We start from the raw sequence: 21,108 nt of genomic DNA, 5'->3' as shown, positions 1-21,108 counted from the left end.
GGAGAGAACCAATGGTCGCGACGGGGACGAACGAGCCGACGGCGCCCGCCCGCATCGTGATACTCGTCGACAATGGAGTCAACGGCGACTCACGGGTGCAGAAGACCGCCCGCTCGGCCGCCGACGCCGGCTGGGACGTGATCCTGCTCGGCCGTTCGCCGCACGGCCGGCCGGAGAGCTGGCAACTGGGTGAGGCCACGGTCCAGCTCGTCCGGATGCCCAGCCCGCTGCGGCAGCGGCGTCACGAATACCGGCGCCGCTGGATCTTCGGTCCGCTCGGCTACCCGCCCACCGGGATCGCCGCGCACCGGGCCCAGGCGGTCCGGGCGTGGCAGGCCGACCTGACGATCAAGCGGGCGCTGCTGGCCACCGCCGAGCCCTCCGCCGGGAAGGCTGTGCGGCGACGGCTGCTCCAGGTCCAGTCGCTGGCCGCCAAGGTCGTGAAGAAGTGGGTGTCGTTCCGCTACTGGCAGCACACCAAGGGACTCGGTTACCGCAACCGGCTGCGCAGCCCGTGGGACCGGGCGTACACGTGGTTCTGGCGGCGGGCGATGGGTGACCGGTCGTGGCGCCGCCTGGAGCCGCAGCTCTGGGACTACGAGCTCGCCTACGGGCCCGTCGTCGACCAGCTCAAGCCCGACATCATCTACGCCAACGACTTCCGGATGCTCGGCGTCGGTGCCCGCGCGAAGATCCGGGCCCGCAGCAAGGGCCGGTCGATCAAGCTGATCTGGGACGTGCACGAGTACCTTCCCGGTGTGAAGCCGAGGTCGGACAACGCCCGGTGGATGACGGCGAACATGGCGCACGAGCACGAGTTCTCGCCGTACGCCGACGCGGTCATCACGGTCTCGACCCAGCTCGCCGAGCTGTTGAAGCGGGACCACAAGCTGCCGGAGTTGCCGTCGGTCGTGCTGAACACGCCGAACGCGGCCGACGTCGAGTGGGACGCGGACGCCCCGGACATCCGCAGCGCGTGCGGGCTCGGGCCGGACACGCCGCTCTTCGTCTACAGTGGAGCGGCGGCGGCCCACCGGGGGATGGGCGTGATGGTGGAGGCGATGCCCCACCTCCCCGAGGCGCACGTGGCGTTCGTCATCAACGATCCGCAGCTCCCCTACATCAAGAGCCTGATCGAGCGGGCCACGAAGCTCGGCACGGCGGACCGGCTGCACATCCTGCCCTACGTCGCGCACTCCCAGGTCGTCGGCTTCCTCTCCTCGGCGACGGCGGGGGTCATCCCGATCCACCACTGGCTCAACCACGAGATCCAGCTCATCACGAAGTTCTTCGAGTACTCGCACGCGCGGCTGCCGATCCTGGTCAGCGACGTCGAGACGATGGCGGCCACGGTCCGGGCGAACGACCAGGGCGAGGTCTTCCGGGTCGACGACGTCGAGGGCTACGTGCGGGCGGCCCGGACGGTGCTCGCCGATCCCGAGCGGTACCGCAAGGCGTACGAGTCCATCGACCTGGCGGCCTGGACCTGGGAGGTGCAGGCGGAGGTGCAGGCGGCGCTCTACCGCCGGCTGTTGCCGGAGCGCGCCCCGGCCCGGGGTTGACAGGCGATCCCCGGCGGCCGGGCACTGGCGTGTCCGAGGTCTCCGTCCGCCCCGGATTGTGGCAATTCGGGGCAGACGGCGTCGTGGGATAGCATTCGCAGGTTGTTGTAGGCGGATTCGGTGCAGGCGGAGTCCAGGAGACCCACCGCGGCGTGAGGGACGAGCAATGACAGATGTCGTGATTCTGGGACTTGGCTACGTGGGGCTTCCGCTGGCGCGGGAGGCGGTGCGCTCCGGGGCCTCGGTCCTCGGGTTCGACGTCAGCCGGCGCGTGGTCGACGGCCTCAACGCCGGGGCCTCGCACGTCGATGACCTCTCCGACGCCGACATCGCCGAGATGGTGGCGGCGGGCTTCCGGGCCACCACCGACGAGACCGAGATCGCCACGGCGTCGACCGCGCTGATCTGCGTACCGACCCCGCTGGCCGAGGACGGCGGGCCCGATCTGGCGGCGGTCGAGTCCGCAGCAGGTGCGGTGGCGCGCAACCTCCGCCCCGGCATGCTGGTGATCCTGGAGTCGACCACCTATCCCGGCACCACCGACGAGATCGTCCGGCCGATCCTGGAGAAGTCCGGGCTGAAGGCCGGGGTCGACTTCCACCTCGCCTTCTCCCCGGAGCGGATCGACCCGGGCAACAAGGACTTCGGTCCCCGCAACACCCCGAAGGTCGTGGGCGGGCACACTCCGGCCTGCACCGAACGGGCCGCCGAGTTCTACGGTCGGTTCGTCGAGCGCATCGTGCGGACCAAGGGGACCCGCGAGGCGGAGACGGCGAAGCTGCTGGAGAACACCTACCGGCACGTCAACATCGCACTCGTCAACGAGATGGCCCGGTTCTGCCACGAACTCGGCATCGACCTGTGGGACGTGATCAGGGCGGCCAGCAGCAAGCCCTTCGGGTTCCAGCCCTTCTATCCGGGTCCGGGAGTCGGGGGGCACTGCATCCCGATCGACCCCAACTACCTCAGCCACAACGTCCGGATGCGGCTCGGCTATCCGTTCCGGTTCGTGGAGCTGGCGCAGGAGATCAACGCGACCATGCCGAGCTATGTGGCGCGGCGGGCGCAGAACATCCTCAACGACGCCGGCATGGCCACCAACGGCGCCAACATCCTGCTGCTCGGCGTGACCTACAAGCCCGACATCGCCGACCAGCGGGAGTCGCCGGCCGTACCGCTGGCGCGGCTGCTCGCCGGACTCGGCGCGAAGCTCAGCTACCACGACCCGTACGTGACGAACTGGAGTGCCTCCGGCATCGACGTGCGGCGGGTCGAGGACGCGGAGAGTGCCGTGGCCGAGGCGGATCTCGCCATCCTGGTGCAGAACCACCACGTGTACGACGCGGAGAAGCTGGCCCGGCAGGCCCGGCGGTTCTTCGACACCCGCGGCGTGACCACCGGCGAGGAGTCCTACCGGCTCTAGGGCGTCTCGGTCCGGAAGCGGACCATCAGGGCGAGGAAGCGGACCATCAGGGCGAGTGCGTCCAGATGACCAGCAGGTACCCGCCCAGGTAGACCGAGATGAGCACGAGGGTCGCCACGATCGTGCCGGCCTTCGCCCGTCCCGTCCTGGCCAGGGCGACAGCCACCGGCAGCAGCAGGGGAAAGGCGGGCAGCAGAAACCGCGCCTTGGCGTGGTAATAACCGGCGGCGGCCACCGTGTTCGCCAGCAGCAGGGCGCTGAAGAGCACGAGCTGCCACGGCTGCCGGTCGAGCAGGCAGAGCACCAGCAGCATGACCGCCAGCACGATCACCAGCGTCACCACGTAGTAGTCCAGTGCCGACGCGTTGGCGAACAGCAGGCTGCTGCCCCGCTCCAGGGTGCTGGCGCCGGCGTCGAACGCCATGTTCCAGCCCTCGCGCTGGATGTGGAACCAGCCGTCCAGGCGCCCGGTGACCCAGCCGACCCAGGCCAGGTAGCCGGCCCAGCCGGCCGGGGCGAGCAGCATGGCGGCGATCGGGCGCCAGCCGTCCCGGCGGCGGACGGCCGCGATCAGGGCGGCGAGGCCGACGACCGCGATCAGGGCCGTCGCGGTCGGCCGGGTGAGGCCGGCGAGCAGGCAGAGCACCCCGGCGGTGAGCCACTGCCGACGCAGCAGGGCGAGCAGCGTCCAGGCCGTGAACGCGGTGAAGAGCCCTTCCGTGTACGCCATCGACTGCACGATCGCGTGCGGCAGCGCACCCCAGACGAGGGCGAGCAGCACACCGGTCCGCCGGTCGAAGAGGTGGTCCCCGATCGCGAAGATGCCCCAGGCGGCCGCGAGCGAGGCGAGCCAGCCGATCACGAGAGCGGTACCCCGGGGGCTGAGGGGGGTGAGCGGGTCGAGGGCTGCGATCAGGCCCGGATAGAGCGGAAAGAACGCCATGTCGCTCTGCAGCCGTTCGCCCATGTCGTAGCCGTGCTGGGCGATCCGCAGATACCACCCGCCGTCGGCCTTGGCGAGGAGTTGCGCCGGCTGCCGGTCGACCGCGAGGCCCCAAACGACGATGGTCAGGACGCCGAACACCTTGATCGCCGCGTAGCCGGCGAGTGCCGGAGCGGCATGCCTGGCCGCTGCCAGGAGTCGACCACCTCGTGTGCTGCTGTGTGCCGGTGTGACCTCTGCTGTTACGGTCGTCAACTTCGTCCCTGTCCAGGCCGAACCGATAGGGGTGAGCTGGTGGTGAGCGGTGCGTGGCGCCGGGACCGGGCCGAGCGGAGCTGCCATGTCCTGAAGGCCGCACGACCCCGCCCTGGGACGAGGCGCAGGGTGATCCAGGTAGGACGCGCGAAGCCTACCAACCAATACCGGGCACGTGGGGACGGCCGGTGACACGACGCCGGGCTCCGGCGGGCGTTGACGTAGACTCGCCCGCGTTCGCGGCAGGACCGGAAGAGGCGGAGCATGGGCGGAACGGGTTCTGACGGCACCTCCGTGACGCGAGGTCGGCGCGGTCGCGTGGTGATGCTGGTCGACAACGGCGTGCACGGTGATTCCCGGGTGCAGAAGGTGGCCCGCTCGGCGGCCGAGGCCGGCTGGGAGGTGACCCTGCTCGGCCGCTCGCCGCACGGCGGCGCGGAGCGCTGGCAGCTCGGCCCGGCCGAGGTCCGACTGCTGCCGATGCCGGATCCGCTGGCCCGGCGCCGTCACGAGTTCCGGCGGGCCTGGCTACGCTGGCCGCTGGCGTACCCGCCGAGCGGGATCGCCGCGCACCGCGCCCAGTGGGTGAAGGCCTGGCAGACCGACATCCGGCAGCGTGAGGCAGAACTCACCCTGGCCGCCCGGGCCGGCCTGGCCGGACGCCCGCGGGAGCGGCGCCGCCGCCGGCTGCGGGTCGAGCGGAGTGCCGCGCACCTGCTGCGGCGCTGGGTCTCGCTGCGCTACTGGATGCTGACCCGGGCCCGCAAGGGCCGCCGGCTGCGCAGCCCCTGGGACCGGCTCTACACCTGGTTCTGGTCGACGGTGCAGGGGGGCAGGGCGTGGCGCCGGCTGGAGCCGGGACTCTGGGACTACGAGCTGGCCTTCGGGCCGGTCGTCGACGAGCTGGCGCCGGACCTGATCCACGCGCACGACTTCCGCATGATCGGCGTCGGCGCCCGTGCCAAGGTCCGGGCCGCCGTGGCGGGCCGGGAGGTCAAGCTCGTCTGGGACGCCCACGAGTTCCTGCCCGGGGTCCAGCCGTGGCAGGACAACGCCCGCTGGCTGCCGGCACACCGGGCGCACGAGCGGGAGTTCGTCCCGTACGCCGACGCCGCCATCACCGTCTCACCGACCCTGGCCGAGATGCTGCGCCGGGAGCACGGGCTGGCCGAACTGCCGGCGGTGGTGCTCAACGCGCCGGACGTGCCCGCGCCCGGTGAGCCTGCCCCGGCCGACGACGCCGCTCCTGCGGGTAACGCCGTTCCGGCCGGTGACGCCGCTGCGGCGGCTGACGCCGATCAGTCGGCGCCGGAGCTGCGTGCCCGGTGCGGCCTGGGACCGGAGGTGCCGCTGCTGGTCTACAGCGGGGTGGCCGCACCCAAGCGCGGCCTCGGCACGATGATCGAGGCTTTGCCGCAGCTCACCGGGGTACACGTTGCACTGGTGGTCAACAAGCCCGACGGCCCGTACGTCCAGGGGCTGCGCTCCCGGGCCGCCGCGCTCGGCGTCGCGGAGCGGCTGCACGTGCTGCCGTACGTGCCGCACTGGCAGGTGGTGCCCTTCCTGGCCGGCGCCGATGCCGGGGTGATCCCGATCCAGCACTGGCCGAACCACGAGATCGCGTTGATCACGAAGTTCTTCGAGTACTCGCACGCCCGGCTGCCGCTGGTCGTCAGCGACGTGCGCACGATGGCCGAGACGGTCCGTTCCACCGGCCAGGGTGAGGTGTTCCGGGCCGAGGAGGTCGACGACTACGTCCGGGCGGTCCGGGCCGTACTCGCCGACCCGGCGCGTTACCGGGCCGCGTACGACCGTCCAGAGCTGCTCGCGGCCTGGACCTGGCAGGCCCAGGCCGAGGTCCTGGCCGGGGTGTACCGGCGGCTACTGGCCGAGCCGACCGAACCGGTCGAGGCGGAGTCGTCGCCGGACGCGCCGGCTCCGGAGTCGCCCGTCGCGGAGTCGCCCGGGCCGGAGTCGCCTGCCGGCCCGGCACGCTCGCGGCCGGTGGAGGCCGGCGCACGATGACCCGGGAGCCCGACGTCAGCGTGGTGGTGGCGGTCTACAACACCATGCCCTACCTCACCAGGTGCCTGAACTCGCTGGTCCGGCAGACCATCGGCCGGGACCGGCTGGAGGTCGTCGCGGTCGACGACGGCTCCACCGACGGCAGCGGGCGGGAGCTGGACCGCTTCGCCCGGCTCTACCCGGAGACCGTCAAGGTGATCCACCAGGAGAACTCCGGCGGCCCGGCCGTACCGAGCAACCGGGCCCTGGCACACGTCACCGGCCGGTACGTCTTCTTCGTCGGCGCCGACGACTACCTGGGTCCGGAGGCGCTGGAGCGGCTGGTACGGGCGGCCGACGAGTACGACTCCGACGTGGTCCTCGGCAGGGCGGTCGGGGTGAACAGCCGCAACATCCACCAGGCGGTCTTCGCCCGCAACGAGGCGGAGATCGACCTCTTCGACTCGGCGCTGCCCTGGTCGCTGGCGAACACCAAGCTGTTCCGGCGCGAGTTGATCGAGCGCCATCAGCTCCGCTACCCCGAGGACATGCCGGTCGGCAGCGACCAGCCCTTCACCCTGGAGGCGTGCCTCCGGGCCAAGCGGATCTCGGTGCTGGCGGACTACGACTTCTACCACGCCGTACGCCGGCTCAACGCCCGCAACATCACCTATCGGTCCCGGCACGTCGAGCGGCTCCGCTGCGTCGAATCGATCATGGAATTCGTGGCCGGCCTGATCGCGCCCGGCGAACGGCGCGACGCGATCCTGGTCCGGCACTTCACCTGGGAGGTCGCCCGGCTGCTGGAGGACGACTTCCTGGAGCTGGACCGGGCGGTCCAGGAGCAGGTGGTGGCCGGTGTCCGGCAGCTCGCCGAGCGCTATCTCACCGACCGGATCCGGGTCCAGCTGCCGATCGAGGCCCGGTTGCGGATCGGCACCGCCTGGCGGGGCGACATCGACGACGTGCTCGCGGTCATCCGGCAGGACGCCGAGCAGGGCGTACCGCCGACAATCGTGGACGGGGAGCGCTGGTACGCCGGCTACCCCGGCTTCCGGGACCCTCGGCTGGAACTGCCGGACGACTGGTTCGACGTCTCCGGTGCCGCCGCCGACTGGCTCGCCCGGCTGGAGGTGGTCTCCGTCGACTGGGAGACCTGCGCCGACGGCGAACGGGCGCTCACCGTCACCGCCCGCACCCCGCGGCGGGACCTGGCGTCGTTGACCTCCGGCCCGATCGGGATGACCGCCGGTGACGTCACCGGCACCACGTTGGAGACCAGCCGGGACGGCACCGGCAGCACGGTCCGGGCCCAGTTCCGGGTGGGTCTGCTGCTCGGCGGCGCCACGACGACCGGCGGGTCGCTGCTTCCCGTACGCTCCCAGTTGACCGCCTTCGGCGGGGTCGGCAGCGCGGCGCTACGGGCGCCGACCCGGCCCGCCGTGTCACGATTTATGCTCCGCCGGGGGATGCGGTTCTTCGTGCTCACCCCGACAACGAGTCACCGAGGCCAACTCGTGATCGCCATCGCACCTGTCACGCCCCGCCGGGTCCTGGCCCGGCTGCGGCGCAGGCTGCCCCAGGGAGGAAAGTAGTAGGCATGAAAATCTGCGTCGTCGCGCTCGGGAAGATCGGGCTGCCGCTCGCCGTGCAGTTCGCCGACAAGGGGCACACCGTGATCGGTGCCGACGTCTCCGAGCGGGTCGTGAAGCTGGTCAACGATGGTGCCGTGCCGTTCCCGGGCGAGGCGGACCTCGACGTCAAGCTCAAGGAGGCGGTGGCGGCCGGCCGACTCTCCGCCACCACCGACACCGCCACGGCGGTCGCCGGGTCCGAGGCCGTGGTCGTGGTCGTGCCGCTCTTCGTGGACGCCGAGGGCGTGCCGGACTTCGGCTGGATGGACGACGCGACCCGGTCCATCGCGGCCGGGCTCAAGCCGGGCACCCTGGTCAGCTACGAGACCACGCTGCCGGTCGGCACCACCCGCAACCGCTGGGCGCCGATGCTGGAGGAGGGCTCCGGGCTCACGGTCGGCCGCGACTTCACCCTGGTCTTCAGCCCGGAGCGGGTGCTGACCGGCCGGGTCTTCGCCGACCTGCGCCGCTACCCCAAGCTGGTCGGCGGGGTCGACGAGGCGTCCGCCCGGCGCGGTGTCGAGTTCTACGAGGCGGTGCTGGACTTCGACGAGCGCCCCGACCTGCCCCGTCCGAACGGCGTCTGGGACCTCGGTTCGGCCGAGGCGTCGGAGCTGGCGAAGCTGGCCGAGACGACCTACCGGGACGTCAACATCGGGCTGGCGAACCAGTTCGCGCGCTTCGCCGACAGCGTCGGGGTGGACGTCATCAAGGTGATCGAGGCGTGCAACACCCAGCCGTACAGCCACATCCACTCGCCGGGCATCGCGGTCGGCGGGCACTGCATCCCGATCTACCCCCGGATGTACCTCTGGAACGATCCGGCGGCCACCGTCGTACGGTCGGCCCGGGAGGCGAACGCGGCGATGCCGGAGTACGCCGTGGACCTGCTCGCGGCGGCGGTCGGCGACCTGACCGGGGTCGAGGTGCTGGTGCTGGGCGCCGCCTACCGGGGTGGGGTCAAGGAGACCGCCTTCTCCGGCGTCTTCCCGACCGTGGAGGCGCTGCGCCGCCGGGGCGCGCGGCCCTACGTCTCGGACCCGATGTACTCCCGCGAGGAGCTGACCGCGCTGGGCCTGCCGCCGTACTCCGGCGAGTCGGTCAGCGCGGCGGTGATCCAAGCCGACCACGCCGAGTACCGTACCCTCGGCGCGGCGGACCTGCCCGGCGTGCAGGTGCTGGTCGACGGGCGTCGGGTGACCGACCCGACCCGCTGGTCCGGCGTCCGCCGCGTGGTCATCGGCGGCTGAACGAAACACGACACAGGCGACGCGCCGCACGCGCCGCAGGCTGAGCCCGGCACCCACCGGGCGCAGCCTGCGGCGCAGGTCAGCGGAGTTCGACGTCGGCCAGTGCCGGCGGGCGCTCCGGGTCCCGCGAGACGATCTCGCCCCGGGCGTCCACCCAGCCCTTCGGCCGGGCCGGGTTGCCGGCCACCAACTGGTAGGGCTTGACGTCCTTTGTGACCACCGAGCCGGCGGCGATCATCGCGTACTCGCCGATCTCGATCCCGCAGACGAGGGTGGCGTTCGCCCCGATCGAGGCGCCCCGACGCACCATGGTCGGGGTGATCTGCCAGTCCGGATTCTGCGCCCGCGGCCGCAGGTCGTTGGTGAAGACCGCGCAGGGGCCGACGAAGACCTCGTCCTCGATGGTCACGCCCTGATAGACGGAGACGTTGTTCTGGATCTTGACCAGGTCGCCGACGACGACGTTCGCGTCCACGTAGACGTTCCGTCCGATCACGCACCCCGCACCGACCTGGGCGGTGGAGCGGACGTGGGCGAGGTGCCACACCTTGGTGCCGTCGCCGATCCGCGCGCCCTCGTCGACCTCGGCCGAGGGGTGCACGAAGACCGTGTCGGGCAGGGCCGAGGGCTCGTTCTTCGCTGAAGTCACGGTTCCGGAGGATACGGGAGGGGAGCGGGCCGGGTCAGCCGGGTGGCCGCAGCGTCGCCGCCGGCAGGTAGATCCGGTGCCGCCCGACCTGGATCACCCGCGCCGCGACGCCGGAGCGGCGCAGGTGCGCCCGGACGGCGGCCTCCGCCGGCGTTCCCACCTCGAAGACGTACGCCGGGCGCCCGGCGTCCCGCACCCGGCGCGGATACGCGGGATAGCGGTCCTGCCCCGGCCGCAGGTCCGCACCGAGCACCGCACAGGCCACCCGTTCCCGGGTGACGAAGACCAGTCGGTTGCAGGTCCAGTACTCGGCGTACACGGCCTCGACGCCGGCCCGCTGCAGGGTCCGGGCGAGTTCCCGCTGCTGCCGCTCCTCGGCCCGGATCGTCCCGATCTCGCCGATCAGGTGTGCGGTGGTGCCGAGCAGCAGCACCATCAGCAGGGCGAGAACGGCGCTGGCGAGTATGCCGCCGATCCGCGTCACGGGCCCGGCGGCGAGCCGCCCCGCCCGGCGGGCGAGCAGCCAGAGCGGCCAGAGCACGGCCGGCAGGGAGATCTGCAGGATCGACAGGTAGCGGGCACTGGCCAGCGGCGTGTCACCGGCGAGCGAACTGCGGGCGTACGCCGCCAGGGTGAGGGCGGCGCCGAGGACCAGCGCGAGCCGGGTGGCGTACCCGATCCGGGTGGCCCGGACCGCGTCGCAGGCACCCCCGGCCGGGGCGCCCTCCCCTCCGCCGGGCCGGGCCAGTCCCCGCACCGCGAGTGTCCCGGCGGCGAGCAGCAGGGCCAGGTAGATCCCGCCCCAGGACATCTCCACGGGGTCGCAGCGTTCCGGCCGGCAGAGCCCGGTGGCGAGCGGTACGCCGACGAGCAGCGCACCATGCAGGCGGGCCTGGCCCGGGGTCGACTCCGTCTCGCCGGCGCTGACCTGCCGCAGTACGGAGATCGAGTCCTGCCCGTCCGGCGCGGTCACGTTGTCGACGATCAGCGGTGCGACGCCGAGCAGGAAGCCGCCGACCAGGAGCGCGCCGGCCGGCCTGACCAGCTCCCGCCAGCAGCCCAGCAGCAGGACCCCGAAGGCGACGGCGAGGTAGGGCAGGATCAGCCAGTCGTCCCAGACGCAGAGCCCGGTGAGCAGACCGAAGAGGCCGAAACCCCACCACCGGTGCCGGCTCCGCCGCTGCCCGAGGGCGAGGGCGATCAGCAGCAGGCCGAGTACGGCGGGCTTGACCTCGGGACGGCCGCCGACCGCGGTGATCTGGTCCCGGACCACCCGCTCGCCGCCGAGGGCGAGCACCCCGACGGTGAAGGTGGCCAGCCAGGGGGAGTAGAGCCGGCGGGTGAGCCGGTACGTCAGGTAGACGAAGGCGGCGTACAGAAGGAGCAGCGGTATCCGCAGCGGGACCCAGCCGGCGCCGAAGAGCAGGAAGAGCGGCGCGGCGAGATAGCTCTGCACGGTGCCCATGTAGTGCTGGCCGTAGAGAAAGACCGGCAGCTCCTCACCGGCGGCGATGTGCAGCGCGGCGAGCCCGAAGGTGGCCTCGTCACTGTTCGAGCCCGGGACGGTCAGCAGGACCAGCACCAGCCGGTAGCCGAGGCCGAGCAGGCCGAGCCCGAGCGCCACCGCGCCGGGCCGGTCGAGTGATCGCACCAGCCGTCCCCCGCGCGGCACCGCCACCGACACAAGCGCGCCCCCGTCGCCGTCCCGTCTGAAAAGTCTTGCACGGTACGGCACGCCGGAAGTCCGGATCGGCGCAGGTCGCCGACGTCGTACCCGAGGGCTGGAGGTCGGTGCCGGCACTTTCCCGGCGGGATAGTTGATCTGTCTCGTAGCCGGACCGGGTGCTCTGTGGCAGGGTGGCTAGGTGTCGCTGATACCCGCCGGTTCGGCGCCCGCGCCCCGGCTGCACCGAGCGGCCCGGATCGAGGACGCGGTGCACCAGTTCATCGAGCGTCGACTGGGACAGGGCGGGTGGGATGTCACGATCATCCCGTATGCCGGTTACGGCGCCCCGGGCTGGGTCCGCGTGCTGGGCAGGGTTCTGCTGACCCGGCTCCAGCGCCGGCCCCGCCGGCGGCCGGAGAAGGTACGCGGCTGGCGTAGCTTCGCCACCCTGCCGGTGCAGCACGCGCCGGTGGTGATCGAGGCGGGCGGTCGCCGCCACGAGGCCCGGTCAGACCGGAGCGGCTTCGTCGACCTGGTCGTCGAGACCGACCTGGCGCCCGGCTGGCAGAGCGTCCGGCTCTCCAGCCCCGGCGCCGACCCGGTGGATGCGCCGGTCCGGATCGTCGACCCGGAGCTGAAGATCGGGGTGCTCTCCGACATCGACGACACGGTGATGGTCACCGCACTGCCCCGACCGCTGCTGGCCGCGTGGAACACCTTCGTGCTCGACGAGCACGCCCGGATGGCGGTACCCGGCATGGCGGTGCTCTATGAGCGCCTGGTCACCGCGTACCCGGGGGCACCGGTACTCTACCTCTCCACCGGTGCCTGGAACGTCGCACCGACCCTGACCCGCTTTCTCTCCCGGCATCTCTATCCGGCCGGCCCGCTGCTGCTGACGAACTGGGGCCCGACGGCGGACAGCTGGTTCCGCAACGGGCGGGAGCACAAGCGGGCCACCCTGGCCCGGCTGGTCCGCGAGTTTCCCGAGATCCGGTGGCTGCTGATCGGCGACGACGGCCAGCACGACCAGGAGATCTACGCCGAGTTCGCGGCGAAGCATCCGGACAACGTGGCGGCGGTGCTGATCCGCCGGCTTTCTCCGACCCAGGCGGTGCTGGCCGGTGGCTTCCCGGCACCGGCCGACGGCGCCGACGGCAACGCCTCGACGGCCGGCCTGCTCGGCGACCGCTGGTTCTGTGCGCCGGACGGCGCCGGACTGTGGCGGCTGCTCCGGGAGGCGAACCTGGTCTGAGCCGTCCGGTGGTCGGTGGTCCCGGACGGCTGTTGTCCCAGAAGGTGTTGTCCCGGGCGTCAGGCGCCCTGGGCGTCAGGCGCCCCGGGCGTCCGGTCTCGTGGGGCGACCTGTCGACCGGTCCGCTCGGCGGCGTTCGCGCCGGCCACGGGCGACCTCGGTGCCCAGCGCGTCCAGCCGCTGGGTCCAGAACCCCCGGTACCGCTCCAGCCACCGGTCGATCTCCTCCAGCGGTGTAGGGTCCATCGCGTAGAGCCGCCGGGTGCCGGCGGCGCGGACGGTGGTGAACCCGTTCTCCCGGAGCACCCGCAGGTGTTGTGAGACGCCCGGCTGGGAGATGCCGAACTCCTCCTGGATCACCGCGCTGACCTCACCGGCCGATCGCTCACCGTCGACGAGCAACTCCAGGATGCGCCGCCGGACGGGATCGCCGAGAACGTCGAACGCGTGCACGTCGCCATCCTTTCAGCGTTCACTTATATAAGAGGAGTTTAACGCCGAGTGGGGAGCGGTCCGGTCGACATTACCGGTGCTGTTAGAAAGGTCCGATGCGGCTCCGCCTGATCCAGATCGACGCCTTCGCCGACCGTGTCTTCCAGGGCAACCCGGCGGCGGTGATGCCACTGCCGGCCTGGCTGCCCGACCCCCTCCTGCAGGCGATCGCCGAGGAGAACAATCTTTCCGAGACCGCGTTCTACACGGCCGACCTGCCGGCCGACGCCGCTCCGCCACCCGGCGACGATCCCGCCTATCACCTGCGCTGGTTCACTCCGGCCGTCGAGGTCGACCTCTGCGGGCACGCCACCCTGGCCACCGCCGGGCACCTCTTCGACGACGTCCATCCGGACGCGCGGCGGCTGCTCTTCTGGACCCGCAGCGGATGGCTGCCGGTCGGCCGGGGCGACCGGGACGGCGAGCTGGAGCTGAGCTTTCCGGCCGGCCGGCTCCGGGTCGTGCCCGACGGAGACGAGACCGCCACCGTGGCAGCCACCGCGCTCGGGATCCAACCGGAGCACAGTTTCCGGGACACCGACCTGGTGTACGTCGTCCGGAGCGCCGCCGAGGTCCGGGCCATCGCGGCGGACTTCACCGTCCTGGCCGGACTTGCGGTACGTGGCGCCGTCGTGACCGCGCCCGGCGACGGCGACGGGGTCGACTTCGTCTCCCGCTGGTTCGGTGCCGGGGCGGGCGCCTTCGAGGATCCGGTGACCGGTTCCGCGCACAGCCAGATCGCGCCCTACTGGGCCGAGCGGCTGGGCCGGACCTGGTTGACCGCCCGGCAGCTCTCGGCCCGGGGCGGCACCGTGCACTGCGATGTCGACGGCGATCGGGTACGCCTGCGCGGCAGCTACCGCCGATATCTCGACGGCGCCGTCACCATCCCGGAGCCGGGGGAGTAGCCGGCGGCAACTGTGTCGGGGTGGCCGGCAACCTGCCCGGTGTGGTCGCCGTCCGGGACGGCAGGGACCAGGCCGGGCCGGTGCTGATCTTCGAGTCGAAGGCGCGGCTCACCCGGGTCCACCGCGGCCGGTCTGCTCCTGTAGCTCGTCGATGAGCTGCGATGCCTCCGCCTTGGTCAGGTCGTCCGGGACGTCCCGGCCGGCCTCACGGGCGAGGGTGGCAAGGTACGACTCCTGCGGCCCGGTCGGCGGCTCGTCGCCGGTCACCCACTCCTCGGGCTCCTTCTCCGGGTTGCGGTCGGTCATGGCGCTCGATCCCCCTCTTGATCACGTTCTCGAACGCCTGTCCTATACCCCGGTGGTCGGCGCGTCGAACGTCACCTGTGCCGGCAGACCCGTGCTGTCACCCGTTGCGCGGTGCGGCGCCGTAGAGCGCGTGGTCGACCAGGCGCGCGACGATCGACTCGTCGAAGGGCACCCTGAGGACGAGCAGCCGGTGATAGCAGGCGCCCCACAGTTGGTCGACGATGATGTCGAGGTCCGCATCGTGGCGTAGCTGGCCCTGGTGCTGGGCGGTCCGGAGGCGTACCCGGGCGAGTTCGCGGCGGGGCAGCGCGTAACTCTCCGACCACGCCTGGGCAAGGTCGGGGTCCATCTGGGCCGCTCCGATGAGTTCCGAGACGGGCTTCTCCGCGCCCTCCTGCTTCAAGAGGCGCACGAAGGCGCTGACCTGCGCGATCAGGTCGGCGCGCAGATCCCCGGTGTCGGGAAAATCCAACGCGCTGCGGCTCTGGGTGAAATATGCCTCGGCCGCGAGCGCTCCCGGTGAGGGCCACCACTTGTAGAGAGTCATCTTGCTCGACCCCGCTTCGGCCGCCACCCGGTCGAAGGTGACTGCTCGCATGCCGTCCCGCAGCAGGATGCGCCCTGCCGCGGCGAGCACGGCTGCGCGTACCTCGGCGGCCGGTCGGCGGCCGCGCCCCCGTCGGGCGGTAGCACTCTCGGACATCCCGTGGTCTCCTCTTGTGGACTACTTGTACATTTACGTGCGCCGCAGTAATGTACAGGCTGTACATATACTAGCGGAGGTAGATCATGGAGAACAACGCAGGTCGCGTCGCGATCGTCACCGGCGGGTCCGGCGGCATCGGCAGGGCGAGCGCCGAACGACTGGCCGCCGACGGCTTCTCCGTCGTCGTGCACTACGCGAGCGGCAAGGATCGCGCCGAGGAGACGGCGAGTGCGGTGGCGCGCGCCGGAGGCCGGGCCATCGTGGCGGGCGGGGACGTGGCGGACGAGGCGGAGATGGCCGCGATCTTCGACGCCGCCGTGCGGCATTTCGGCGGCGTCGACGTCGTGGTGCACACCGCGGGCATCATGCCGCTCGCGCCCGTGGCGCAGATGAGCCTGGAAACCGTCGATCGCATTCTGCGTACCAATGTTCGGGGGACCTTCGTCGTCGACCAGCTCGCCGCCCGGCGGGTGCGCGACGGTGGCGCGATCGTCAACTTCTCCACCTCGGTCACCCGGCTACAGATCCCCAGCTACGGCGCGTACACCGCCTCCAAGGGCGCCGTAGAGGCGTTGACGCTGATCCTCGCGCGCGAACTGCGCGGCCGGGACATCACCGTCAACGCGGTCGCGCCCGGCCCCACCGCCACACCGCTGTTCTTCGAGGGAAAGAGCCAGCAGGCGATCGACCAGATCGCCTCGATGAACCCGATGGGTCGACTCGGCATCCCCGAGGACATCGCCGAGGCGGTCGCGTTCCTCGCCGGTCCGGCCCGCTGGGTCAACGGCCAGGTGCTGTATGTCAACGGCGGCGCCGCCTAGAGCGCGTCTGACGGATCATGGTGACTTGCGGTCGCGTTTCGCTCGGAGCCAGACGAGGATCGAGGCGATGGTGACTGTTGCCTCGTAACGACTTCTCAACTTGTCGTAGCGGGTCGCGACCGCCCGGAACTGCTTGAGTCGGTTGAAGGCGCGCTCGACCTGGTTTCGGTCCTTGTACCGTTCCGCGTTGAAGTTCGGAGGCCGGCCGCCCCGGGAACCCTTACGGGCGCGGCTGGCTCGCACATCCTCCCGCTCCGGGATCGTGTGCGGGATACCCCTGGCGCGTAGCGACCGCCGGTTGGCCTTGGAACCGTACGCTTTGTCGGCGGTGAGGTGATCCAACCTCTTGCGGTGTCGCCCCACGCCGCCGGGTCTGGGCACCGCGACCGCGTCGACCAGCGCCACCAGTTCCCTGGTGTCGGCCGCCTGGCCGGGCGTGACCCGCTTGACCAGGGCCCGGCCCTGGCCTTCGGCCAGCAGGTGCACCTTGGTGGTCAGCCCGCCTCGTGACCTGCCGAGACCTTGGACCGTGCGGGAGTCCTGCGCGGTGAGCCCCCTTTCCGAGCGCCAGCGGCGTGTTGGTGGGCGCGAACGATGGTGGAATCGATCTGCCCGCGCCAGTCCAGGTCACCAGCGGCGTCGGCCTCGGCCTGCAGGTGTTGCAGGATCCGGTCCCAGGTGCCGTCGGCTTCCCACTGCGCGAACCGGTGGTAGCAGGTCTTGTAGGGGCCGTACCGGTCCGGGACCTGGTGCCACTTCGCGCCGTTGTCGATCCGCCAGAGGATCCCGTTGAGCACTTGACGGTGATCCCGCCACCTACCACCCTGCTGGGGGGCCATGGAGGGCAGCAACGGCTCCAGCCGAGCCCACTCGTCATCAGTCAGATCACCAGCCACGCCCAGCACAACGACCGAGAAGATCCGTCAGATGCGCCCTAGGAAACCGCCCGGGAAGGAGACTGGCATGTCCACCGTACTTGTCACCGGGACCTCCTCCGGAATCGGACGACTGACCGCCGAGACGCTCGCCGCCGCCGGGCACACCGTGTACGCGACATCGATACCGTCGTGCACAACGCCGGCCACCTGTTCGTCGGCTACGTCGAGGCGTTCACCGACAACGACCTGGCCCGACTGCTCGATGTCAACGCGGTCGGGGCGCACCGGGTGAACCGCGCAGTCCTGCCGCACCTGCGCGAACGCGGCGCCGGCACCCTCGTCTACGTCGGCAGCTTCCGGCACGCCAGCAGCGCCACGGACGAGCGCGTGGCAGCGCAGTACGCCAGGCTGGACCCGCTCGTCGAACGGACCCATCACGCGCACGAGCAGCTCTTCGGACCGGGGAGGACGGCCGACCCGCAGAGCGTGGCCGACGAGATCGTGCGCATCCTCTCCCTTCCGATGGGTCGCAAGCCATTCCGATCTGTCGTGGACGCCGCCGAGGCGGGCGTCGAGCACGTCATGGCCTTCAGCGACCTGACCCGCGAGGCATTCGTGCGGCGCCTTGGCTTCGCCGAGACATTGGAGCTCAGACGATGACCTACCGGACGAGGAACCAGGCAGTGGAGAGCGGCGCGCGGTGGCGTACGGCAGTCGTCGCGGCGTCGATCACCGGAGTGCTGAGCGGATGCGCGGCCTCCTCCGACGGGCCCCCGGCGGCACGACCGAGCAGCGCACCACCGGCCGCCGCACCACCGGCCGCCGGAGTCGCGACCCTCGGTGAGCCGGCCGAGCTCACCACCGGACTGGAGGCCCCCTGGGGACTCACCTTCCTGCCCGACCGGTCCGCACTCGTCTCCGAGCGCATCACCGGGCAGATCCTGCGCATCCCCGCCCAGGGAGGTGCCCCGGAAACCGTCGGCGTCGTGCCCGACGTGCAGGTGAGCGCGGAAGGTGGGCTGCTCGGCATCGTCGCCTCTCCCGACTTCGCGACCGACCGCACCGTCTACGCCGCCGTCTCCGGAGCGGACCAGAACCGCGTCGTGGCGCTCACCATCGCCGACGACCACCGTTCGCTGACCGTCGACCGTGTGCTGCTCGACGGCATCCAGACCGCCGACCGCCATCATGGCGGTCGGATCGTCATCGGTCCGGACGGGCACCTCTGGATCGGCACGGGCGACGCCTTCGAGCCCGAGAACGCCGCCGACGACGAGTCGCTCAACGGCAAGATCCTGCGCATCGCGCTCGACGGCTCCGTTCCGCGCGACAATCCGGGATCATCACCGATCTATTCCAGCGGCCACCGCAACGTCCAGGGGATCGCCTTCGGGCCTGACGGCACGGCGTACGCATCGGAACTCGGGCATCGCACGTGGGACGAGGTGAACGTCCTCCGCGCGGGCGCCGACTACGGCTGGCCGGAGACCGAGGGCATCGCCGGGTCCACGGGCGAGGCTCCGATCGCCACGATCCACCCGGACGACGCAAGCCCGTCGGGTGTCGCGTACGCGCGCGGGTCTCTCTGGATCGGTGCGCTGGGCGGCCAGCGGCTCTGGCAGCTTCCCGTCGGAGGCAGGGCTGCTACGGCCGACCCCATCGCCCACTTCGCCGGCGAATACGGCCGGATCCGTACCGTGGAGGTCGCCCCCGATGGATCGTTGTGGATCGTCACATCGAATACCGATCGCGCCACGTGGGGTGGCACCGACCCGCGGGCGGGCGACGACCGGATCCTGCGAGTCGAGGTGAACGCAGGCTGAGGCGGGTGCCCTGGTGGCGGCCGGTCGGCGTCGGCTCGCCACGACGATGTCAATGCCTGGTTGGTGACCGGATCTATGCCGTCTGGTGAGGCCCCTAACATTTCCCGCATGCCAGGCTGATCGCTCTTCCTCTGCTGGCCCATCGCTCCGGCTGCTGGTGGGGCGCACGGACGACGTCAGAAGTGTGTACCTGACCTTGGTCGCTCGGATCATAGGAGACGAGTGGCCGTGGCCAGCGCGGCCGGCATCGTTCTGTTCCACGGCGGCGCCCTGCGCGTGTCAACGACGTCTGAATTTTTCACGCGTCGCCGACAGCGCGCGGGATCGCCCAACGGTCTGGCTCCGCACTGCCGACAATTGGCGTCGCGCGGGATCCTCGCTGTGTCTGCCGGATATCTCGGCTGCTGGGCCGGGGTGTGGTGAGCATCGACGACTGCATCTCTGGTCTCGGGCGCCAGCTCGGCCGGTGCACATCTCGCCCTGCTCGCCGCGATGATCGCCCCTGGCGGGCCGGCACACGCGCCCGAACCCGGCGTCGCTGCCGTCGTGGCCCTCAACCCGGCAGGTCTGGATCTGCTCGCCTTCCCGCCGCAATGACTGCACCCTGATGGAGTACGAGCATGCCGAGCACGGTTTCCACTATCCCGGCCATGGTGGGCACTTCGACGACATCGTCGACGCGCCTTGCCGCCAGACGACCCACGCGAATTCCGACAGGCGCCGCGAGACGTCGAGGCTGGTAGCAGCGGACATCCTGCAGCCAGCGCACGTACCCCCGGGTCTGGCGACGGTAGCGGCCCAGGAAGGCGGACACCGCGGCGCGCAGAACGAGTTGGTCGGCCGGTACGGCACTGATGGCGCAACCAGGAGAGGTAGTCATGCATTACCGTGTGTCACCACCGGCGATGGACGCCAGTCCACCCGGAGCGGCATGAGAGTTGCATGCTGTCTGCCGGCAAGAGCTGGTAGGCAATACCCTTGACCATGAGCAGGGCTCCCTCCGGCACGTCACACGCTCAGGCTCGATTGGTCCGCGCTCGCTGCTCGACTCGAGAGGTACGCCTATGCCCGGTACATCGGAACCCGTCACGTACCTCATCGTGGACGGGGAGAACATCGATGCCACTCTCGGCAACAGTGTTCTGGAGCGCCGGCCGGCCCCAGCGGAGCGACCCCGGTGGGAGCGTCTACGGGAATTCGCGCGGGACACGTGGCAGCGGCCGGTGAAGGGACTGTTCTTCCTCAACGCCTCGGGTGGCGGTCTGCCGATGCCCTTCGTCCGGGCGCTCCTGAGCATGGAATACCGGCCCATCCCGCTCGCTGGATCATCAGATCAGAAGGTGGTGGACATCGGCATCCAGCGGACGTTGGAGGCCATCGCCCGGCGCTCGGGCAATGTGATGCTCGCCAGCCACGACGGCGATTTCCTGCCGCAGGTCGGCGAGCTCCTGCGAGGTGATCATCAGGTCGCGATCGTCGGGTTCAAGGAGTTCCTCAACGCCGGCTTCGCCGACGTGCCGCGCCTGCAGGTATTCGACATCGAGGAGGACGCAGGCTGCTTCACCAACGCCCTTCCTCGGGTTCGCATCATCGATCTCGAAACCTTCGACCCTGAGCGCTTCTTGTAGGCCGGAGGGCACCTTGTTCGGGGCAGATTCGTGCGTTGGTACTTCGCCGCGAGCGTCGATTTGAGGTACGCCGATAATGGCGATGGCGCGCACGGTCGGCGGCAGATCCGCGCACTACGCGTCCGCGGAGCCTGTCTTGCGAACCAGCATGTATCCGTGCGGGGGCTCTGCCCTTTCAGGTGGGGTGCTGCCCTGGAAAACCAGGGCGAAACCGGCGGCGGTGAAGCGGTCCTCCATCTCCTGGGCCGAAAGCCAGTACCGGTCGAAGTCGATGCCAAGACTGCCGACGCGGCTGCCGGGACCGTTACGATGCCCTGTCCCGTCGCCGTGCTTGAACGCCGCCACCAGGTAGCCGCCCGGCCGCAGGACCCGGGCCAGCTCGGCGAACGCCCGTCCCCGGGCGTCCGGCGCCAGGAAGATCAACGAATACCAGCACACCACCCCGGCCAGCGACGCGTCCCCGAACGGCAGCTCCCGCAGATCGGCGACCTCACACGCGAAACCCGGATGTTCCCGCCGCGCCACCTCCACCATCCCCGGCGACAGATCCACGCCGCGCGGCGACAGACCCCGACCCGCGAGGTACGGAAGAAGTCGCCCGGTGCCGCAGCCCACGTCCGCGACCTCCGTGCCCACGGCCAAGGTCAGCTCGGCGAACAGGTCGAGCATCGTGCGCTCGACCGGCATGCTCTCCAGCACCCCGACCAGGTTCTCCGCATACCACTCCGACAGCACGTTGTGCGCGTCCCGCAGTTCCTCGGTACTGGCGTCCATCCCCCGCTGACCCTCCCCGTCGTCGGCCGTCGCGGCGGCGAATCTACCTGAGGATGCCGAGCTGAACACAGAAGGGAACGTTTTGCCTCCGCTCACAACAAAGTTGCACTGCGTGACGACCCGACCGCGGC

The 21,108-nt window shown here is 70.9% G+C and carries 20 protein-coding genes; 11 read left to right on the top strand and 9 right to left on the bottom strand.

The genetic code is table 11. The features are described from left to right. Positions 1-11: 11 nt before the first annotated feature. Positions 12-1,562 (top strand): glycosyltransferase family 4 protein, encoded by a 1,551-nt coding sequence (locus ACN28C_RS26645; RefSeq protein WP_422770260.1) that lies wholly within the window; start codon positions 12-14, stop codon positions 1,560-1,562. A gap of 166 nt (positions 1,563-1,728) precedes the next feature. Continuing rightward, positions 1,729-2,985, top strand: a complete 1,257-nt coding sequence (locus ACN28C_RS26640) for a nucleotide sugar dehydrogenase (RefSeq protein ID WP_422770259.1) — start codon at positions 1,729-1,731, stop codon at positions 2,983-2,985. Positions 2,986-3,031: 46 nt separating this feature from the next. Here ACN28C_RS26640 and ACN28C_RS26635 read toward each other — a convergent pair whose 3' ends face one another. After that, positions 3,032-4,183: a hypothetical protein gene (locus tag ACN28C_RS26635; RefSeq protein ID WP_422770258.1), complete on the bottom strand. Its 1,152-nt coding sequence runs from the start codon at positions 4,181-4,183 to the stop codon at positions 3,032-3,034. A 324-nt stretch (positions 4,184-4,507) separates the two neighbouring features. Between ACN28C_RS26635 and ACN28C_RS26630 the strand changes: the two genes are divergently transcribed. From ACN28C_RS26630 to ACN28C_RS26620, 3 genes are read left to right on the top strand one after another with little or no spacing between them, the layout of a single operon-like run. Then, a complete protein-coding gene (locus tag ACN28C_RS26630) occupies positions 4,508-6,208 on the top strand; it encodes a glycosyltransferase family 4 protein (RefSeq protein WP_422774817.1) in 1,701 nt (566 codons plus the stop codon). Further along, positions 6,205-7,782, top strand: coding sequence for a glycosyltransferase family 2 protein (locus ACN28C_RS26625; RefSeq protein WP_422770257.1), 1,578 nt, complete (start codon positions 6,205-6,207; stop codon positions 7,780-7,782). Before ACN28C_RS26630 ends, ACN28C_RS26625 begins: the two co-directional genes overlap by 4 nt. 5 nt (positions 7,783-7,787) lie before the next feature. After that, a complete protein-coding gene (locus ACN28C_RS26620; RefSeq protein ID WP_422770256.1) occupies positions 7,788-9,071 on the top strand; it encodes a nucleotide sugar dehydrogenase in 1,284 nt (427 codons plus the stop codon). 79 nt (positions 9,072-9,150) lie between these two features. Here the strand turns inward: ACN28C_RS26620 and ACN28C_RS26615 are convergent, their stop codons facing one another. Further along, on the bottom strand, positions 9,151-9,720 hold the full coding sequence (locus ACN28C_RS26615; protein ID WP_422770255.1) for an acyltransferase: 570 nt from the start codon (positions 9,718-9,720) through the stop codon (positions 9,151-9,153). A gap of 34 nt (positions 9,721-9,754) precedes the next feature. Further along, positions 9,755-11,404: an ArnT family glycosyltransferase gene (locus tag ACN28C_RS26610; RefSeq protein WP_422770254.1), complete on the bottom strand. Its 1,650-nt coding sequence runs from the start codon at positions 11,402-11,404 to the stop codon at positions 9,755-9,757. A 181-nt stretch (positions 11,405-11,585) separates the two neighbouring features. Between ACN28C_RS26610 and ACN28C_RS26605 the strand changes: the two genes are divergently transcribed. Then, positions 11,586-12,641, top strand: a complete 1,056-nt coding sequence (locus tag ACN28C_RS26605) for an App1 family protein (protein ID WP_422770253.1) — start codon at positions 11,586-11,588, stop codon at positions 12,639-12,641. 75 nt (positions 12,642-12,716) lie between these two features. Here the strand turns inward: ACN28C_RS26605 and ACN28C_RS26600 are convergent, their stop codons facing one another. Then, entirely contained in the window at positions 12,717-13,094 is a 378-nt protein-coding gene (locus ACN28C_RS26600; protein WP_422770252.1) for an ArsR/SmtB family transcription factor, read from the bottom strand. A 95-nt stretch (positions 13,095-13,189) separates the two neighbouring features. Here ACN28C_RS26600 and ACN28C_RS26595 point away from each other — a divergent pair, with 95 nt between their 5' ends. Continuing rightward, positions 13,190-14,041, top strand: a complete 852-nt coding sequence (locus ACN28C_RS26595; RefSeq protein ID WP_422770251.1) for a PhzF family phenazine biosynthesis protein — start codon at positions 13,190-13,192, stop codon at positions 14,039-14,041. Positions 14,042-14,149: 108 nt separating this feature from the next. Here ACN28C_RS26595 and ACN28C_RS26590 read toward each other — a convergent pair whose 3' ends face one another. Beyond that, positions 14,150-14,347, bottom strand: a complete 198-nt coding sequence (locus ACN28C_RS26590) for a DUF3072 domain-containing protein (RefSeq protein ID WP_422770250.1) — start codon at positions 14,345-14,347, stop codon at positions 14,150-14,152. Positions 14,348-14,444: 97 nt separating this feature from the next. Continuing rightward, complete coding sequence (locus ACN28C_RS26585) at positions 14,445-15,050, bottom strand: TetR/AcrR family transcriptional regulator C-terminal ligand-binding domain-containing protein (RefSeq protein WP_422770249.1); 606 nt, start codon at positions 15,048-15,050, stop codon at positions 14,445-14,447. Positions 15,051-15,136: 86 nt separating this feature from the next. Between ACN28C_RS26585 and ACN28C_RS26580 the strand changes: the two genes are divergently transcribed. Next, a complete protein-coding gene (locus ACN28C_RS26580) occupies positions 15,137-15,874 on the top strand; it encodes an SDR family oxidoreductase (protein WP_422770248.1) in 738 nt (245 codons plus the stop codon). Positions 15,875-15,889: 15 nt separating this feature from the next. On the opposite strand, the gene ACN28C_RS26575 is transcribed toward ACN28C_RS26580, so the two are convergent. Next, positions 15,890-16,713 (bottom strand): IS5 family transposase gene (locus ACN28C_RS26575; RefSeq protein ID WP_422774737.1). Its coding sequence is split into 2 segments (ribosomal slippage): positions 15,890-16,411 and positions 16,414-16,713, totalling 822 coding nucleotides; the frame shifts between segments, so codons are not numbered across the junction. Positions 16,714-16,941: 228 nt separating this feature from the next. Here ACN28C_RS26575 and ACN28C_RS26570 point away from each other — a divergent pair. After that, positions 16,942-17,412 (top strand): SDR family NAD(P)-dependent oxidoreductase, encoded by a 471-nt coding sequence (locus tag ACN28C_RS26570; protein WP_422770247.1) that lies wholly within the window; start codon positions 16,942-16,944, stop codon positions 17,410-17,412. Position 17,413: 1 nt separating this feature from the next. On the opposite strand, the gene ACN28C_RS26565 is transcribed toward ACN28C_RS26570, so the two are convergent. Beyond that, complete coding sequence (locus ACN28C_RS26565) at positions 17,414-17,611, bottom strand: hypothetical protein (RefSeq protein ID WP_422774946.1); 198 nt, start codon at positions 17,609-17,611, stop codon at positions 17,414-17,416. A gap of 7 nt (positions 17,612-17,618) precedes the next feature. On the opposite strand from ACN28C_RS26565, the gene ACN28C_RS26560 reads away from it, so the two are divergent. After that, positions 17,619-18,575: a PQQ-dependent sugar dehydrogenase gene (locus tag ACN28C_RS26560; RefSeq protein WP_422774816.1), complete on the top strand. Its 957-nt coding sequence runs from the start codon at positions 17,619-17,621 to the stop codon at positions 18,573-18,575. A 1,100-nt stretch (positions 18,576-19,675) separates the two neighbouring features. Next, entirely contained in the window at positions 19,676-20,203 is a 528-nt protein-coding gene (locus ACN28C_RS26555; RefSeq protein ID WP_422770246.1) for a nuclease, read from the top strand. Positions 20,204-20,317: 114 nt separating this feature from the next. On the opposite strand, the gene ACN28C_RS26550 is transcribed toward ACN28C_RS26555, so the two are convergent. Next, positions 20,318-20,977, bottom strand: a complete 660-nt coding sequence (locus ACN28C_RS26550; protein ID WP_422770245.1) for a class I SAM-dependent DNA methyltransferase — start codon at positions 20,975-20,977, stop codon at positions 20,318-20,320. Positions 20,978-21,108 lie beyond the last annotated feature (131 nt).

It is taken from the genome of Plantactinospora sp. WMMC1484, assembly GCF_049315195.1.
Lineage (GTDB): Bacteria > Actinomycetota > Actinomycetes > Mycobacteriales > Micromonosporaceae > Plantactinospora.
This window is presented reverse-complemented; position numbering and strand designations above follow the sequence as displayed.